This is a genomic window from Streptomyces sp. NPDC018947 (genome assembly GCF_044390505.1).
In the GTDB taxonomy this organism is placed as follows: Bacteria; Actinomycetota; Actinomycetes; order Streptomycetales; family Streptomycetaceae; genus Streptomyces.
On the sequence record NZ_JBIRZD010000002.1, the window covers coordinates 719,017 to 734,380 of the forward strand.

The window sequence follows — 15,364 nt, forward strand, 5'->3', positions numbered from 1 at the left end:
GTAGTGGACTGGCGCCGGCCCTTCCCGGAAGGCCCAGCACGGGACGGCCGCTCTCCCGCGCGCACCGGCCGCCGGCCCCGATCCTCCCGCCCTCGGCCGGCGGCCCCGGGAAGGCACCGGGCGCGGGACTGCGTCAGATCTGCCAGGAGCGCAGCCGGTCGGCCGCCGCGTAGACGTCGGCCTCACCGGCCAGCAGGTCGCGCGCCAGGTCGACCAGCGCACCGTAGGGCGGGTCGATGCCGGCGCCGCTGGCGAACATGTACGCCACGGCCGTCGCACAGGCGAAGCGGGCGTTGGCCGCGGGCAGGGGCCGGAGCACGGCGAGGGTGTGCAGCAGGGCGGCGGCCCGCCAGGCGGGGTCGGAGTCCACCCCGAGGCGGGGCGGATCGACGCGGTGCCGGGCGACGGCCGCGACCAGGGCGGAGAAGTCGTTGATCACGGGCTGCTCCGGCAGCACCTCCTCATGACGCTGGAGCAGCCAGGGCACGTCGATGTGCAGGGCGGATGCCATGGATCAGGCGGCCCGCCCCTCGCCTCGCGCGGGCGGCGGTTCGTCCTCGGGGAAGGCGGCGGCGAACTCGTCGGCGTGGGCGGTGAAGAACCGGCGGAACGCCTCCGCCCCCTCCTGGAGCGCCCGGTGCCGGGCGATGTCGGCGGCGGCGGCCTCCCGCACGAGCGCCTTCATCGACGTACCGCGTTCCTTGGCGATCTGCCGCAGGTCCTCGAGCTCGCGGTCGCTGAACTCCACGTTCAGAGCTGGCATGGCCCCACGGTACCGCCCGGGTACTGACGCGTAAATACCGCCAGGTCAGCACCGTAGTGCGGCGGTACCCCGGTCCGGCGGGCCCGGTCCGCCGGGCCGAGAACCGTCCGGGACGCCCGCGCCGTCCCGCCGGTGGGGGCGCCCTCCCGCAGGGCCCCCGGGACGGGTGGTTCGGGTCCGCGCGGAGCCCGGACGCACTACGCTGGTGACCAGGTGACGCGCTGATCACTGTGAGTGTGCGCAATGGAGTGGCGACGATGAGTCCGGTCAACCCGTACGACGATGCCGCCGCGGCCCGCGTCGTCGTCGACGACTCCGGCACACTGCGGGAGTGGAACGAGGGCGCGCGTCTGCTGCTGGGGCACCCCGCCGCGGACGTCGTGGGGCGTCCCGCCGCCGAACTGCTGGCCGACGGCACCGAGCCCCCGGCGCCCCGGCCCGGCGACCAGCGCTGGTGCGGCACCCTGGCGCTGCGCCACCGCGACGGGCACACAGTGTCCGTGTGGGTGCTCGCCCGTCGCAGGCCCCCCGGGGACGGCGGCCCGGGCACCTGGCTCGCCGTCACTCCGCTCGACCCCGGCCCCGACCAGCCGGACGACCCGCTGATCAGGGCCGCTCTGACCCAGTCGCCCTGCGCCACGCTCATCTTCGACGACCGGCTGCGGCTGCGCGGCGTCAACGACGCGATGGCCCGGCTCCTCGGACTGCCCGCGGACCGCATCCGCGGGCTGAGGGCCACCGACGTCGGCGGCCGGCCGCACTCCGCGGAACTCGAGGAGCACATGCGCGACGTCCTCGACACCGGTCGCGGCCACGACATGCACACGCATCTCAAGGCCCCCGGCGAGAGCCGCGCCCACGCCTGGCTCGCCAGGATCGCCCCGCTCACCGACCCGGAGGGCCGGGTGCGCGGGGTCTGCGTCAGCGCCCACGACTTCACCGAGCAGCACCTCGCCCGGGAACGGCTGCAACTGGTCAACGAGGCCAGTGTGCGCATCGGCACCACGCTCGACGTCACCCGCACGGCGCAGGAGCTGGCCGACGTGTGCGTCCCGGCGCTCGCCGACTTCGTCAGCGTCGACCTGCTGGACCCTCAGGAGCACGGCGGCGAGCCCGTCCGGGCACCGACGCCGCCGGTGACCCTGCGCCGGACGGCCCACCAGTCCGTCAACCCGGGCTGCCCGGAGGCGGTGGCGGAGCCGGGCCGGCTCGACCTCTACCCGGCGGGCTCCCCGCAGGCCGAGAGCCTGGTCACCGGCCAGACGGTCGTGGCCGCGGTGCCCTCCGGGGACCTCGAGCAGTTCCGGGGCTGGGACCCCGTCCGCCTGGAACGCGTCGAGGAGTTCGGCATCCACTCCACGATGTCCGTGCCGCTCCAGGCCCGCGGCACCACGCTGGGCATCGCGGTCTTCACCCGGTACCGGCACCCCTACGCCTTCACCCACGACGACGTCCTGCTCGCCGAGGAGGTCAGCGCCCGCGCCGCCGTCTGCATCGACAACGCCCGCCGCTACTCCCGCGAGCGCGAGACGACGCTGATGCTCCAGCGCAGTCTGCTCCCCCGGTGGCTGCCCCCGACCGCCGCGGTGGAGGCGGCCTCGCGCTATCTCCCGGCGGCCCGCTCGGGGGTGGGCGGCGACTGGTTCGACATCATCCCGCTCTCCGGGATGCGGGTGGCGCTGGTCGTCGGGGACGTCGTCGGCCACGGCATCCAGGCATCGGCCACCATGGGCCGGCTGCGCACCGCCGTGCGCACCCTCGCCGACATCGACCTGGCCCCGGACGAACTCCTCACCCACCTGGACGACCTGGTCGTCCGGCTGTCGGAGGAGTCCGGCGGCGACGACACGGGCGAGGTCGGCGCCACCTGTCTGTACGCGGTGTACGACCCGGTGTCCCGGAACTGCACCCTGGCCCGGGCCGGGCATCCGGCGCCCCTGCTGATCCCGCCCGGCGAGGCGCCCCGGCGGGTCGAGCTGCCCTCGGGACCGCCGCTCGGCGTGGGCGGCCTGCCGTTCGAGTCCGCCGAACTGCACCTGGGCGAGGGCAGCGTGCTCGCCTTCTACACCGACGGGCTGGTCAAGAGCCGGGGCCTGGACGCCGAGGCCGGCCAGGAGGTGCTGCGCGAGGCGCTGGCCGCCCCCGCCGGCACGCTGGACGCGGCCTGCGACCGGGTCCTGCACGCCCTGCTCCCGGCGGGCGGCACCGCCGACGACGTGGCGCTGCTGCTGGCCCGTACCCGCGGGCTGCCCACCGGCCAGGTCGCCACCTGGGACATTCCCGCCGACCCGTCGCTGGTCGCGCCGATCCGCAAGCAGGTCCTCGACCAGTTGTCCGAATGGGAGCTGCTGGAGGCGTCGTTCACCGCCGAACTGGTGGTGAGCGAGCTGGTCACCAACGCCATCCGGTACGGATCGCCGCCCATCCGGCTGCGGCTCATCCACGACGCGTCGACGCTGATCTGCGAGGTCTCCGACACCAGTCACACCGCGCCGCACCTGCGCCGGGCCAGGACGTGGGACGAGGGCGGGCGCGGTCTGCTGCTGGTGGCCCAGCTCACCCAGCGCTGGGGCAGCCGGCACACCCCCGAGGGCAAGACGATCTGGGCGGAACTGGCACTGATCGACGAAGGGTGAGCCGCGGTTTCCCGGCCCGTGCCGCGGGACACTCGTCAAGGCAGGGCGTACGGCGCCCGCGCCGGGCCGTGCGCGACGAACCTCACGGGAGTGTGGAGCAGCGATGGCGAAGAGGTCCCAGCCCGTACGCGGGACGGCCCTGCTGGCGAGCACGGTGGCCGTGCTCGGCGTGCTGAGCGCCTGCGGCACCCAGAACGGCACGGCGGGCGCGCCCCGCTCCGGACAGGCCGACACCACGGCCGCCGCGACCAGCGGTTCGGCCGCCCCGCACGACACGGGCGGCGGGCCGTCGGCCGGCACCGTGCCGGGCGCCACGGCCGCCGGATCCGCGTCCGCCTCCGCCCGCACCGACGGCCGCTGCCACACGTCCGAACTGCGCGCCTCGGTCGGCCGCGTCGATCCCGGTGCCGGACAGCGGAACTTCCCGGTCGTGCTCACCAACATCTCGCAGCGCACCTGCACCGTGCACGGCTATCCGGGCGCCGCCTTCGTGGACGCGTCCGGCAAGCAGCTCGGCCCGGACCCGCACCGCGCCCCCGCGTCACCGCGGACGGTCACGCTGACGCCGGGCAGCAGCGCGTGGGCCGGACTGTCGTTCTCCAGCCCGCAGATCAGCGGCGCCCGTACGGCCACTCCGGCGACGCTGCTCGTCACGCCGCCGGACGAGCGGGACCCGCTCACGGTGCGGTGGACCGCCGGTGAGGTCCCGGTGGGCGGCAACGCGTCGCAGGTGTCCGTCACCGCCCTGGAGGCCGGGACCGGTCCGTGAGCGCCGGGCGCCCGCGCGGTCAGTGACCGGCGATCGGGTGCGGGGCGTAGGGCCGCTCCAGTTCCTCCAGCTCCTTGTCGGTGAGCGCGAGTTCGACCGCCGCCACGGCGTCCTCGATGTGCCGCGGCCTGGCGGCACCGATGATCGGGGCGGTCACCGTGTCCTGGTGCAGCAGCCAGGCGAGGGCGACCTGGGCGCGCGGCACGCCGCGCTGCTCGGCGATGCGGGTGACGGCCTCGACGACGGCGCGGTCGCCCTCCTGGTAGAGGGTGCTGCCGAAGGTGTCGGTGGCGCTGCGTCCGGTGGCGGTCCCCCAGTCGCGGGTGAGCCGCCCGCGGGCGAGCGGGCTCCAGGGCAGCACGCCGACGCCCTGGTCGGCGCAGAGCGGCAGCATCTCGCGCTCCTCCTCGCGGTAGAGGAGGTTGTAGTGGTTCTGCATGGAGACGAACGTCGTCCAGCCGTGCCGCTCGGCGGTGTACTGCATCTTGGAGAACTGCCAGGCGTACATCGAACTGGCCCCGATGTAGCGCACCTTGCCGGCCTTCACCAGGTCGTGCAGCGCCTCCATCGTCTCCTCGACGGGCGTTTCGGGGTCGAAGCGGTGGATCTGGTAGAGGTCGACGTAGTCGGTGCCCAGGCGCCGGAGGCTGTGGTCGATCTCGGTCATGATCGCCTTGCGGGACAGTCCGGCGCCGTTGGGTCCGGGCCGCATCCGGCCGTGCACCTTGGTGGCGAGCACGACGTCGTCGCGGCGCGCGAAGTCCCGCAGCGCCTTGCCGACGATCTCCTCGCTGGTGCCGTCGGAGTAGACGTTGGCCGTGTCGAAGAAGGTGACGCCGGCCTCCAGCGCCTGCCGGATCAGCGGGCGCGAGGCCTCCTCGTCGAGCGTCCACTCGTGCGTGCCGCGGTCGGGGACACCGTAGGTCATGCATCCCAGGCAGATCCGCGACACGTCCAGACCCGTCGAACCAAGCTTCACGTACTGCATCGTTGCTGCTCCCGCCTTCAGGATCGGTACGGGGGGAGCGTACGTCCTCGGGCGGACGCGGACCCTCGACGGGTCAGCGCTCCTCCAGCAGGTCCAGGGCCCGCTCCCAGGCGATCGCCCGGCGGCGGCCGTCCCCCGGGCCCGGTCCCGCGTACGGGTCGGCGAAGCGCACGCCCATGCCGCGCAGCCGGGTCAGGCTCTCGCGGTAGGCGGGGTGGGCGGCCAGGGCGTCGGCCACGCACGGCAGTACGGCGACGGGAATTCCGAGGCCACTGGCTTCGCACAGGGTGGCCACGGCGAGGGTGTCGGCGAGGCCGGCGGCCCACTTGTTGATCGTGTTGAAGGTCGCGGGCGCGACCACGACGGCGTCGGGCGCCAGAAAGGGGCGCGGATCGGCGGGCCGGCGCCAGGCGGAGCGGATCGCGCGGCCGGTCGCCGCCTCCACGGCCTCGGTGTCGAAGAAGCCGCCCATGGCGACCGGCGTCGCGAGGACGCCGACCTCCCAGCCGCGGCGCCGGGCCTCGGCGATCAGTTCGCCGACGCCGTCGGCCGCGCCCGCGGCGCAGACGACGACGTAGAGGAAGGGCTTCTCGGTGGTGGGGGCCGGTCGGGTCACGCCGCAACCCTACTCGCCGCGCCGGACCGTCAACCGCGGTGGGCGGAAAGCTCTTCCCTCCGGCCGAGGAGGCATGGCGGCGGGCCTCCCGGCGGTACGGAACCGGCGCGGGAGGCGCGCGAGGCGGCCCGGATGCTGCGCGGGGCGGGGCGGTCTGCCGGGCAAGGGGAGCTGCGCCGCGCGGGTGCCGGGGGTTCGCGGGCCGGATGCGGTAGGGATGGAGGTGCACCGCACGAGGACGCACCGCGGTGCCGGTCAGCCGTACGACGCGACGAATGGGACGGAAACCATGCCTCTTGAGGGCGAGTACGAACCCAGCCCGACGAAGTGGGTGCGCGAGCAGGTGGAGCTGTACGAGAGCTCCGGCGGCACGAAAGGGGGGACCCTCGCGGACACGGGTCTGCCGGTGATCGTGCTGACCACGCGCGGCGCCCGCACCGGCAAGATCCGCAAGACGCCGCTGATGCGCGTCGAGCACGAGGGGCGTTACGCCGTGGTCGCCTCGCTGGGCGGGGCCCCCAGGCATCCGGTCTGGTACCACAACGTCAAGGCCGATCCCCACGTGGAGCTCCAGGACGGCCCGGTGAAGCAGGACATGACGGCCCGTGAGGTCACCGGCGCGGAGAAGGCCCAGTGGTGGGAGCGCGCCGTCGCGGCCTACCCGCCGTACGCCGAGTACCAGGAGAAGACGGAGCGGGAGATCCCGGTGTTCGTCCTGGAGCCGGCCGGCGGGAGCTGACCGGAACGGGGAACGCACCGCACCCGCGCGCATGGTTCGGCCGTCGCCGGGCACCCGTGGGTCAGGCCCCGCCGCGTTCCCCCGTCGCGGCGGGGCTTTGCGCTGCCTCGCCCGCGGGCCGGTCGGTGACGTCGAGGAAGATCTGCCGGGCCTCGGGCACGGTGTGCGCGATGGACCTCTTGATGCGCACGGACACCTCCTCCACCCGCTCGCTGTCCAGACCGGGCACCAGGTCGACGCGGGCGGCCACCAGCGCGGAGTCGAGGCCCGTCTTCATGGTGAACAGCGCCTCGACGCTGTCGATCTCCGGCTGTGCGCGCAGCAGCGCGCGGATCCGGCCGCTCGCCTCCGGGTCCGCGGCCTCGCCGATCAACTGGTCGCGGGCCTCGCGGCCCAGCCGGTAGGCCACGTACACGAGCAGCGCGCCGATGGCGAGCGAGGCGCCGGCCTCCCACGCGACCTGTCCGGTGACCATGTGCAGGGCCATGCCGGCCATGGCGAGGGTGACGCCGAGCACCGCCGTGCCGTCCTCGGCGACGACGGTGCGCAGGGCCGGGTCGCGCATCCCGGCGGCGGCACCGCCCTGCTTGCGCACCTGGTGCAGGGCCCGTACCAGCGAGGCGCCCTCGGCGAGCAGGGCGACGCCGAGCACGATCAGGCCGGCGACGTAACCGCTGAGCTTCTCCTCGGCGCCGGTGCGCAGAGCCTCGACGCCCTGGAAGAAGGAGAAGCAGCCGCCCATGACGAAGATGCCCACGGCGGCCAGCAGCGACCAGAAGAACCGTTCCTTGCCGTAGCCGAAGGGATGGCGGCGGTCGGCGGGGCGGCGGCTGCGGCGCAGCGCGGCGAGGAGGAAGACCTCGTTCAGGCTGTCGGCGACCGAGTGCGCCGCCTCGGACAGCAGAGCGGGGGATCCCGCGAGAAGGCCGCCGATCGCCTTGGCGACCGCGATCACCAGGTTGGCGCCGAGGGCCACCAGCACGGTGATCCGCGTCCTGCGGTCGGCCCCGCGGTCCGTCGCGCCGCCGTCCGCCCTTCCGCCCGCCTCGCCGTCCGTCGTCGCGTCCGCCTCGCCGTCCGTCCGGCCGTCCGTGGTTCCGTCCCCCTCGCCGCGTCTCCTGCCGTCCGTCGCGCCGCCCTTGTCGGGTTCCGTGGGGCGGTCCGCCTCTCCGTCGGCGTGTCCTTCGTTCGCTGTCCTGTCCGCAGGTGTCCGGCTCACGATTCGCCGACTGCCCTGCCGCGGCCCGGCTCACACCCGCCGCGTGGGGTGGCTGGGCAGTGCCGACGGCAGAAAACTGGGAACGCGTTCACCAGGGCACGGCGACGACAGGGAGGTACGTCCGATGAGCGGCGGCGACGGCGGGACGGCCGGCAACAGCGCCTACGGCAGGAAAGCGTTCAAGCGGTCCAGGAGCCACTTCGCGGACCGGATCACCGCCGACGGCCGGGACGGCTGGCCGGTGGAGGCGGGACGCTACCGGCTAGTCGTCAGCCGCGCCTGCCCGTGGGCGAGCCGGGCCCTGGTCTCCCGGCGGCTGCTGGGGCTGGAGGACGCCCTGTCGCTGGCGGTCGCGGACCCGGTCCAGGACGACCGGAGCTGGCGGTTCACCCTGGACCCGGACGGCCGTGACCCGGTCCTCGGCATCCGCTTCCTCAGCGAGGCCTACGACAAGCGGGAGACCGGCTACCCCGGCGGGGTGAGCGTGCCGGCGATCGTGGACGTGCCCAGCGGGAAGCTGGTGACCAACGACTTCCAGCGGATCACCCTCGATCTCGCGACCGAGTGGACGTCCCTGCACCGGCCGGGCGCGCCCGACCTGTATCCGCACGCCCTGCGCGACGAGATCGACGAGGTGATGGCGGGCGTCTACGAGGACGTCAACAACGGCGTGTACCGGGCGGGCTTCGCCACCGGCCAGGAGGAGTACGAGGCCGCCTGCGAGGGCGTGTTCCGGCGGCTCGACCTGCTGACGCCCCGGCTGGAACGGCAGCGCTACCTGGTCGGGGACACGATCACGGAGGCCGACATCCGGCTGTTCACGACGCTGGTGCGCTTCGACGCCGTCTACCACGGCCACTTCAAGTGCAACCGCTGGAAGCTGGCGGAGAACCCGGTGCTGTGGGCGTACGTCCGCGATCTGTACCAGACGCCCGGCTTCGGCGACACCGTCGACTTCGACCACATCAAGCGCCACTACTACCAGGTCCACACCGGCATCAACCCGACCGGCATCGTGCCCGTCGGCCCGGACCTGTCCGGCTGGCTCACCCCGCATCACCGGCAGGAGCTGGGCGGACGCCCGTTCGGCGACGGCACGCCTCCCGGACCGGTGCGCGCCCAGGAGGAGGTGCCGGCCCGCGGCAGGCCCTGACCCGGGGCCCCGCATCCCGACGTCCCGTTCCCCGACTCGAACTCAAGGAGACCCACGTGGGCAAGAAGAAGAAGCAGAAGCTCCCGCTGGCCTACAAGCCCGTCGGCTTCGTCCTGGGCTGGGCCGGCGGTGCACTGGCCGGGATGGCCTTCCAGAAGACGTGGAAGGTGCTCCGGCACGAGGACGACGCGCCGGACGCGCTGGACCCGGACCGCGGCTGGGGCGAGATCCTGCTGGCCGCCGCGGTCCAGGGCGCCATCTTCGCCGTGGTGCGCAGCGCCCTGGACCGGACGGGCGCCAAGGCCATCGAGCGTTCGACCGGTGTCTGGCCGGCCGCCGACAGGAAGGGTCGGGACTGACCGGAGGCAGTCCGGCCGCCCGGCACGCGCGCCACGCCGGCGGCACCCGGCCGCGGGGTCTCAGCCCTGCTTGGGTGCCGTCGGCGTCGTGTCGCGGCGCAGGGTGAAGGAGTGGCCCGCCGGGTCGGAGAAGCCGCGCTCCTCGTGCGGGCCCGCCGCGTCCTTCGCCTCCAGCGGACGCCCGCCGAGTCCCACGATGCCGCGCTCGGCAGCGTCCAGGTCGTCCACCACGAAGTCCAGGTGGGCCTGGAGGGAGTTCTCGGGCCGGGGCCAGCTCGGCGGGGTCGCGTTGACGTCCCGGCGGAACGCCATGCGGAAGCCGCCGGGTCCCCCGATCTCGATGCGGTTGGCGGTCGCCTCGGTCTCCACCGCGCCCAGCAGGCCCTTGTAGAACTCGGCGAGCCTCTCGGGTTCCGCGCAGTCGAGCACCACGACGCCCGCGTTGACCAGTGCCATGTCTCCTCCGAAGGATTCCGGGCACGGGACGCTCGTGTCCCGCGGCCCCTTGCCTTGCGGATGTCCCGGCCCGGCGGATTCAGTCGGCGTCCGGTCAACCCGGGCCGCCCACAGACGAGGTGACTGGGCGTCAAGCACCGGCCGCGGCGCGGAACGTACGGCGGTACGCCTGGGGCGAGACGCCGATCGACGCCTGGAGGTGCTGCCGCAGCGAGGCACCGGTGGCGAAGCCGACGCGGCCGGCGATCCGGTCGACCGGGAGGTCGCTGGACTCCAGCAGATGCCGGGCCCGGGCGACGCGCTGCTGGATCAGCCAGCGGCCCGGGCTGACGCCCACCTCGTCGTGGAATCGCCGGGCGAAGGTGCGCAGGCTCATCCGGGCGTGCGCGGCGAGATCGGCCAGCGTCAGGGGCTCGTCGAGGTGGTCCAGCGCCCAGGCGCGGGTCGCCGCCGTGCTCGCGGCGCCCTGCTCGGGCACCGGCTGCTCGATGTACTGCGCCTGTCCGCCGTCCCGGAAGGGCGGGACCACGCAGCGGCGGGCGACCTTGTTGGCCAGTTCGCTGCCGTGGTCCTCGCGCACGAGGTGGAGGCACACGTCGACACCGGAGGCCGCGCCCGCCGAGGTGACGACGCGGCCGTCGGCCACGAAGAGCACGTCCGGATCGAGGGGGATGTGCGGGTACGTGCGGCGGAACAGGTCGGCCAGCCGCCAGTGGGTGGTCGCCCGGCGTCCGTCGAGGAGCCCGGCGGCGGCCAGGACGAAGGCGCCGGTGCATATGGAGACGATGCGGGCGTCGGGTCGTACGCGGGCGAGAGCGGCCATGACCGCGGGGTCCGGTTCCCCGGTGACCAGCGAGGGCGAGACGGCCGGGACGACCACCGTGCCGGCCGAGTCCAGCACCTCGGGGCCGTGGTCCGCGGTGATGGTGAAGTCGGCGTTGGTGCGCACCGGACGGCCGTCGACGGTGCAGGTCAGCACCTCGTAGCGGTCGTCGGCGGCGCCGAGGATCCGGCTGGGGATGCCCAGCTCGAAGGGGTAGACGCCGTCGAGGGCCAGGACCACGACCCGTTCCGTCCGCCCGGCCGGGCGCTGCTCATGCCGCATGGCACGATTCTATCGGAGCATGGCAATCATGCCGTTTCTCCGGGAGCCACCGCCCGGCAGGCTGGGGCGTCATGAGCGATGTGAACACGATGCGGGCCGTCAGCCAGGACACCCTCGGCGGTCCCGAGGTACTGCGAGAGGTACGGCTGGAGCGGCCCGAACCGCGCCCGAACGAGGTGCTGGTGCGGGTGCGTGCCGCCGGGGTGAACCCGACCGACTGGAAGCACCGCGCGAACGGCGGCTTCCTCGGCGAACCGCCCTTCGTCCTGGGCTGGGACGTCTCGGGCGTCGTGGAGGCGGTGGGCATCGGGGTCGCCGCGTTCCGGCCCGGCGACGAGGTCTTCGGCATGCTGTCCTACCCGTTCGGCCACGGCTCCCACGCCGAGTACGTCACGGCGCCCGCCCGTACCTTCGTCCGCAAGCCGGCCGCGGTCGACCACGTGCAGGCGGGCGCGCTTCCGCTGGTGTCGCTGACGGCGTGGCAGGCGCTGGTGGAGCGGGCCGGAGTGCGGCAGGGGCAGCGGGTGCTGATCCACGCGGCGGCCGGCGGCGTGGGCCATGTGGCGGTGCAGATCGCCAAGGCCCGGGGCGCGTACGTGATCGGCACCGCGAGCGCGGGCAAGCACGAGTTCCTGCGCTCCCTCGGTGTGGACGAGCCGGTGGACTACCGGGAGACGGACGTCACCGAGGCCGTGAAGGACGTCGACGTCGTCCTGGACACCCTCGGCGGCGAGACGTCGCTGCGGTCCCTGCGGGTGCTGCGTCCGGGCGGGATCGTGGTGTCGATCCTGCCGGTCGGCTCGGACGAGTTCTACGAGGAGGCCGAGCGGCTCGGGGTGCGCGCGGTGCGGATGCTCGTGGACGCGGACCGCGCCGACCTCCAGGAGATCGCGGGCCTGGTCGAGTCGGGCGCGCTGCGGCCCACGATCGAGCGGACGTTCCCGCTGGCCGAGGCCGCCGAGGCCCACCGGCTGGGCGAGAGCGGCCGTACGACGGGGAAGCTGGTGCTCGTGGTCGACTGACGGGCCCCGCTGTGAGAAATCGATGACATATGTCAATCGAGCATGCTCAAATTCGCTCGACCGGGGTAACTTTCGAGTGAGGCTGGGCAGTTGGCCCCCGGAATCGGCTGGAGGCGTTGTCGTCGTGCGGCAGGAACCCGCGTCGCTCACCCGGCATCTGCGCGTCCGGCGCGACCGGGGGCACACCGTGCTGGAGTTCATCGGCGAGATCGACATCGCGTCGGCCGCCGAGATCGGCCCGCATCTGGACCGGGAGACGGGGCGGCCCGGCGCCCGGGTCGTGCTCGACCTCGGCGGGATCGAGTTCTTCGACTGCTCCGGGCTGCGGCTGCTGTACCGGGCCCGTCGCCAGGTACTCGAGGGCGGCGGGCAGGTGCACCTGGTGTGCGCCCACCCGCTGACCCTGCGCATGCTGCGGATCACCGGGCTCGCGCGGCTGCTGCCCCCGCGGCCGACCCTGGAGGAGGTGCTCGGCGTCAGTCCGACGCCGGAGGATCGAACAGGGCGCTGACCGACTCGCCGTTGTGGATGCGGCGCACGGCCTCGGCGAGCGCGGGGGCGATGGACAGCACCCGCAGCTTCTCGGGGTGCCGGTCCGCCGGGACCGGCACGGTGTTGGTGCACACGATCTCCAGCACGTCGCTCTGTTCGCCGAGCTTGTCCAGCGCGTCGTCCGCGAACAGCCCGTGCGTGCAGGCCAGCCGGATGGTGCGCGGCCCCTGCTCCCGCAGCCGGTCGAGCAGTTCCAGCACCGTGCTGCCCTTGGCGATCTCGTCGTCCAGCACGATCACGTCGCGCCCGGTGACGTCCCCGATCACGGTGCTGATGCTGACCCGGTCGTCGGCGAAGCGCTGCTTGGCGCCGGCCGCGACCTGCGCCCCGAGCATCCGGGCGAACGCGGCGGCCTCCTTGGCGTTGCCGAGGTCCGGCGAGACGACCGTGGTGCGGGACAGGTCGTACCGGCGGAAGTGCGCGGAGAGTTCGCGCAGCGCGTGCAGGTGGTCGACCGGGACCGGGAAGAAACCGTGCACCTGGGGCGAGTGCAGGGTCATGGCGAGCACCCGGCCGGCGCCGGCCGCCACCAGCAGGTCCGCCACCAGGCGCCCGCCGAGCGAGATGCGGGGCGCGTCCTTCTTGTCGGAGCGGGCGTAGGAGTAGTGCGGCATGACGACGGTGATGCGGCCCGCCGACGCCCCGCGCGCCGCGTCGCACATCAGCAGCAGCTCGACGAGGTGCTCCTGGACCGGCTTGACCAGCGGCTGGACCAGGAAGACGTCCCGCTCGCGGCAGTTGGCCCGTAGCTGCACCTCCAGGCAGTCGTTGGCGAACCGGCTGACCCGGGTCGGGCTGAGGGGCACCCCCAGATGGGCGCAGACCTCCTCGGCCAGCTCGGGATGGGCACTACCGCTGAAGACGGCGATGTCTCGCACGGACCGCTCCTCGCGTGATCCTGTCCGGCCGGAATCCTCAGCTTACGGAAATCCGGTTGCGGCGGAACCGGGGGCAGGGGCCATGATGACGCCGTCCGTGTTCCCTCAGGTCAGGATCCCTCGCATGCGCCGACTCCTCGACATCACCCAGTGCCCCTTCCGGCCCACGGTTCTCGAGGACTCGACCCCGCATGCACACCCTGAACATCGGAATTCTGGCCCACGTCGACGCCGGTAAGACCAGCCTCACCGAGCGGCTGCTGTTCGACCACGGCGCCGTCGACCGCCTCGGCAGCGTCGACGCCGGTGACACCCGTACGGACGACGGCGAGATCGAGCGCCGCCGCGGCATCACGATCCGCTCGGCCGTCGCCGCGTTCACCGTCGGCGGCACCCAGGTCAACCTGATCGACACCCCCGGGCACTCCGACTTCGTCGCCGAGGTCGAGCGCGCCCTGGAGGTCCTGGACGGCGCGGTGCTGCTGCTGTCCGCGGTGGAGGGCGTCCAGGCGCGGACGCGCGTGCTGATGCGCACCCTGCGCCGGCTGCGGCTGCCCACGCTGGTCTTCGTCAACAAGATCGACCGGCCCGGCGCCCGCACCGGTGACCTGCTCGCCGACATCCGGCGCCGGCTCACCCCGCACATCGCGCCGCTGAGCGAGGTCACGGACGGGCTCGGCACTCCCGCCGCGCGGGTGCGGCCGCTGCTCCTGACCGATCCCGCGGTCCGCGCCCGTACCGCCGAGGCGCTGGCCGAGGTGGACACGGACATGCTGGCGGCGGTCGTGGACGGCCCGCGGCCCACCGCCGGCGAGGTGCGGACCGCGCTCGCCGCCCGTACCGCCGACGGCTCGTTCCACCCGCTGTACTTCGGCTCCGCGCTCGGGGGCCAGGGCGTCGCCGAGCTGGTCGAGGGCCTGGTCCGGCTGGTCCCCTCCCCCGCCCCGGCGGCCGGACCCGGCCCGGCACGCGGCACGGTGTTCGCCGTACGCCCCGGACCGGGCGGCGAGCGGACGGCGTATCTGCGCCTGTACGACGGCGAGGTGCGCCCGCGTCAGCGGCTGACCTTCCTGCGGCGCGAGGCGGACGGCCGGACGGGCGAGGTCGCCGGCCGGGTGACCCGCCTCGACGTGGTCGGCGGGTCCGGCACGCTCACCGCCGGCAACATCGCGGCCCTGTCCGGCCCGTCCGTGCGGGTCGGCGACCGGCTCGGCGACGCCGTCGGCGGCGCCCCGCAGTTCGCGCCGCCGACGCTGGAGACCCTGGTGCGGGCCCGGCGCCCGGAGCAGGCGGCGCCGCTGCGGTCGGCGCTGCTCGCCCTCGCCGACCAGGACCCGCTGCTGCACGCCCGGCCGGCGGAGTCCGGCGCCACCGCCCTGCTGCTGTACGGGGAGGTCCAGATGGAGGTGCTCGCGGCGACCCTGGCCGGGGACTTCGGCATCGAGGCGGAGTTCTCGCCGGGCCGCGTCCGGTTCCTGGAGCGCCCGGCCGGCACCGGTGAGGCCGTGGACGAGCTGCCCTGGCACGACCACACCCGCTACTGGGCCACGATCGGACTGCGCGTCGAGCCGGGACCGCGCGGCTCGGGCGGGGTGTTCGCCTACGAGACGGAGCTCGGCGCGCTCCCCCGCGCCTTCCACCAGGCCGTCGAGGAGACGGTCCACGCCACGCTGCTGAACGGCCTGAGCGGCGCCGCCGTCACCGACTACCGGGTGACACTGATCCGTTCCGGATTCTGCTCGCCGGTCAGCACGGCCGCCGACTTCCGCGGGCTGACCCCGATCGTGCTGCGCCGGGCGCTGCGGCGGGCGGGCACGGTGCTCCACGAGCCGTACCACGCGTTCGAGGCCGAGGTCCCGCCCGACGCCCTGGCCTCCGTGACCGCCCATCTCGCGTCGCTGGGCGCGGACTTCACCGGCACGACGGGGGGCGATCCGGCCTGGCTGATCACCGGCGAGCTGCCGGCCAGGCGGGTGCGGGAGGCCGAACTGCGGCTGCCGGGGCTCACGCGCGGGGAGGCGGTCTGGTCGTCCCGCCCGACGGCGGACCGTCCGCTGAGGCCGCGCTGAGCCCGCCCCTCACCCGTGCGGCGACGCCAACCCGGCTGTC

The 15,364-nt window shown here is 74.1% G+C and carries 16 protein-coding genes; 8 read left to right on the top strand and 8 right to left on the bottom strand.

What is annotated here, in order from left to right:
* Nucleotides 1–133: 133 nt before the first annotated feature.
* Nucleotides 134–511 (bottom strand): toxin Doc, encoded by a 378-nt coding sequence (locus ACH499_RS07925; RefSeq protein WP_356203661.1) that lies wholly within the window; start codon nucleotides 509–511, stop codon nucleotides 134–136.
* A gap of 3 nt (nucleotides 512–514) precedes the next feature.
* Nucleotides 515–763 carry a hypothetical protein gene (locus tag ACH499_RS07930; RefSeq protein ID WP_356203663.1) on the bottom strand — a complete coding sequence of 83 codons (249 nt, stop codon included), beginning with the start codon at nucleotides 761–763 and terminating at the stop codon, nucleotides 515–517.
* Between the two features lie 257 nt (nucleotides 764–1,020).
* Here ACH499_RS07930 and ACH499_RS07935 point away from each other — a divergent pair, with 257 nt between their 5' ends.
* On the top strand, nucleotides 1,021–3,399 hold the full coding sequence (locus tag ACH499_RS07935) for a SpoIIE family protein phosphatase (protein ID WP_356203665.1): 2,379 nt from the start codon (nucleotides 1,021–1,023) through the stop codon (nucleotides 3,397–3,399).
* Nucleotides 3,400–3,502: 103 nt separating this feature from the next.
* Nucleotides 3,503–4,168: a DUF4232 domain-containing protein gene (locus tag ACH499_RS07940; RefSeq protein ID WP_399014289.1), complete on the top strand. Its 666-nt coding sequence runs from the start codon at nucleotides 3,503–3,505 to the stop codon at nucleotides 4,166–4,168.
* 19 nt (nucleotides 4,169–4,187) lie between these two features.
* Here ACH499_RS07940 and ACH499_RS07945 read toward each other — a convergent pair whose 3' ends face one another.
* Together ACH499_RS07945 and ACH499_RS07950 are read right to left on the bottom strand one after the other, a co-directional pair.
* Nucleotides 4,188–5,156, bottom strand: coding sequence for an aldo/keto reductase (locus ACH499_RS07945; protein ID WP_399014290.1), 969 nt, complete (start codon nucleotides 5,154–5,156; stop codon nucleotides 4,188–4,190).
* A 73-nt stretch (nucleotides 5,157–5,229) separates the two neighbouring features.
* Nucleotides 5,230–5,772: a flavoprotein gene (locus tag ACH499_RS07950; RefSeq protein ID WP_399014291.1), complete on the bottom strand. Its 543-nt coding sequence runs from the start codon at nucleotides 5,770–5,772 to the stop codon at nucleotides 5,230–5,232.
* A gap of 289 nt (nucleotides 5,773–6,061) precedes the next feature.
* Between ACH499_RS07950 and ACH499_RS07955 the strand changes: the two genes are divergently transcribed.
* The gene (locus ACH499_RS07955; protein ID WP_356203671.1) at nucleotides 6,062–6,511 is read left to right on the top strand and encodes a nitroreductase family deazaflavin-dependent oxidoreductase; all 450 of its coding nucleotides are present in this window, start codon (nucleotides 6,062–6,064) and stop codon (nucleotides 6,509–6,511) included.
* A 61-nt stretch (nucleotides 6,512–6,572) separates the two neighbouring features.
* On the opposite strand, the gene ACH499_RS07960 is transcribed toward ACH499_RS07955, so the two are convergent.
* Nucleotides 6,573–7,493, bottom strand: coding sequence for a cation diffusion facilitator family transporter (locus ACH499_RS07960; protein WP_399014329.1), 921 nt, complete (start codon nucleotides 7,491–7,493; stop codon nucleotides 6,573–6,575).
* Nucleotides 7,494–7,854: 361 nt separating this feature from the next.
* Between ACH499_RS07960 and ACH499_RS07965 the strand changes: the two genes are divergently transcribed.
* Entirely contained in the window at nucleotides 7,855–8,883 is a 1,029-nt protein-coding gene (locus ACH499_RS07965) for a glutathione S-transferase family protein (RefSeq protein WP_399014292.1), read from the top strand.
* 56 nt (nucleotides 8,884–8,939) lie between these two features.
* Nucleotides 8,940–9,242: a DUF4235 domain-containing protein gene (locus ACH499_RS07970; protein ID WP_356203674.1), complete on the top strand. Its 303-nt coding sequence runs from the start codon at nucleotides 8,940–8,942 to the stop codon at nucleotides 9,240–9,242.
* Nucleotides 9,243–9,302: 60 nt separating this feature from the next.
* Here ACH499_RS07970 and ACH499_RS07975 read toward each other — a convergent pair whose 3' ends face one another.
* Nucleotides 9,303–9,698: a VOC family protein gene (locus ACH499_RS07975; protein ID WP_399014293.1), complete on the bottom strand. Its 396-nt coding sequence runs from the start codon at nucleotides 9,696–9,698 to the stop codon at nucleotides 9,303–9,305.
* 130 nt (nucleotides 9,699–9,828) lie between these two features.
* A complete protein-coding gene (locus tag ACH499_RS07980) occupies nucleotides 9,829–10,803 on the bottom strand; it encodes a GlxA family transcriptional regulator (protein ID WP_399014294.1) in 975 nt (324 codons plus the stop codon).
* Nucleotides 10,804–10,874: 71 nt separating this feature from the next.
* Between ACH499_RS07980 and ACH499_RS07985 the strand changes: the two genes are divergently transcribed.
* Together ACH499_RS07985 and ACH499_RS07990 are read left to right on the top strand one after the other, a co-directional pair.
* Nucleotides 10,875–11,825: an NADP-dependent oxidoreductase gene (locus ACH499_RS07985; protein ID WP_399014295.1), complete on the top strand. Its 951-nt coding sequence runs from the start codon at nucleotides 10,875–10,877 to the stop codon at nucleotides 11,823–11,825.
* Between the two features lie 124 nt (nucleotides 11,826–11,949).
* On the top strand, nucleotides 11,950–12,336 hold the full coding sequence (locus ACH499_RS07990; protein ID WP_356203682.1) for an anti-sigma factor antagonist: 387 nt from the start codon (nucleotides 11,950–11,952) through the stop codon (nucleotides 12,334–12,336).
* Here the strand turns inward: ACH499_RS07990 and ACH499_RS07995 are convergent.
* Nucleotides 12,302–13,255, bottom strand: a complete 954-nt coding sequence (locus ACH499_RS07995; protein ID WP_399014296.1) for a ribose-phosphate diphosphokinase — start codon at nucleotides 13,253–13,255, stop codon at nucleotides 12,302–12,304. The two genes, ACH499_RS07990 and ACH499_RS07995, sit on opposite strands and share 35 nt — an antisense overlap.
* 191 nt (nucleotides 13,256–13,446) lie before the next feature.
* Between ACH499_RS07995 and otr(A) the strand changes: the two genes are divergently transcribed.
* Complete coding sequence (otr(A), locus tag ACH499_RS08000) at nucleotides 13,447–15,324, top strand: tetracycline resistance ribosomal protection protein Otr(A) (protein WP_399014297.1); 1,878 nt, start codon at nucleotides 13,447–13,449, stop codon at nucleotides 15,322–15,324.
* Nucleotides 15,325–15,364 lie beyond the last annotated feature (40 nt).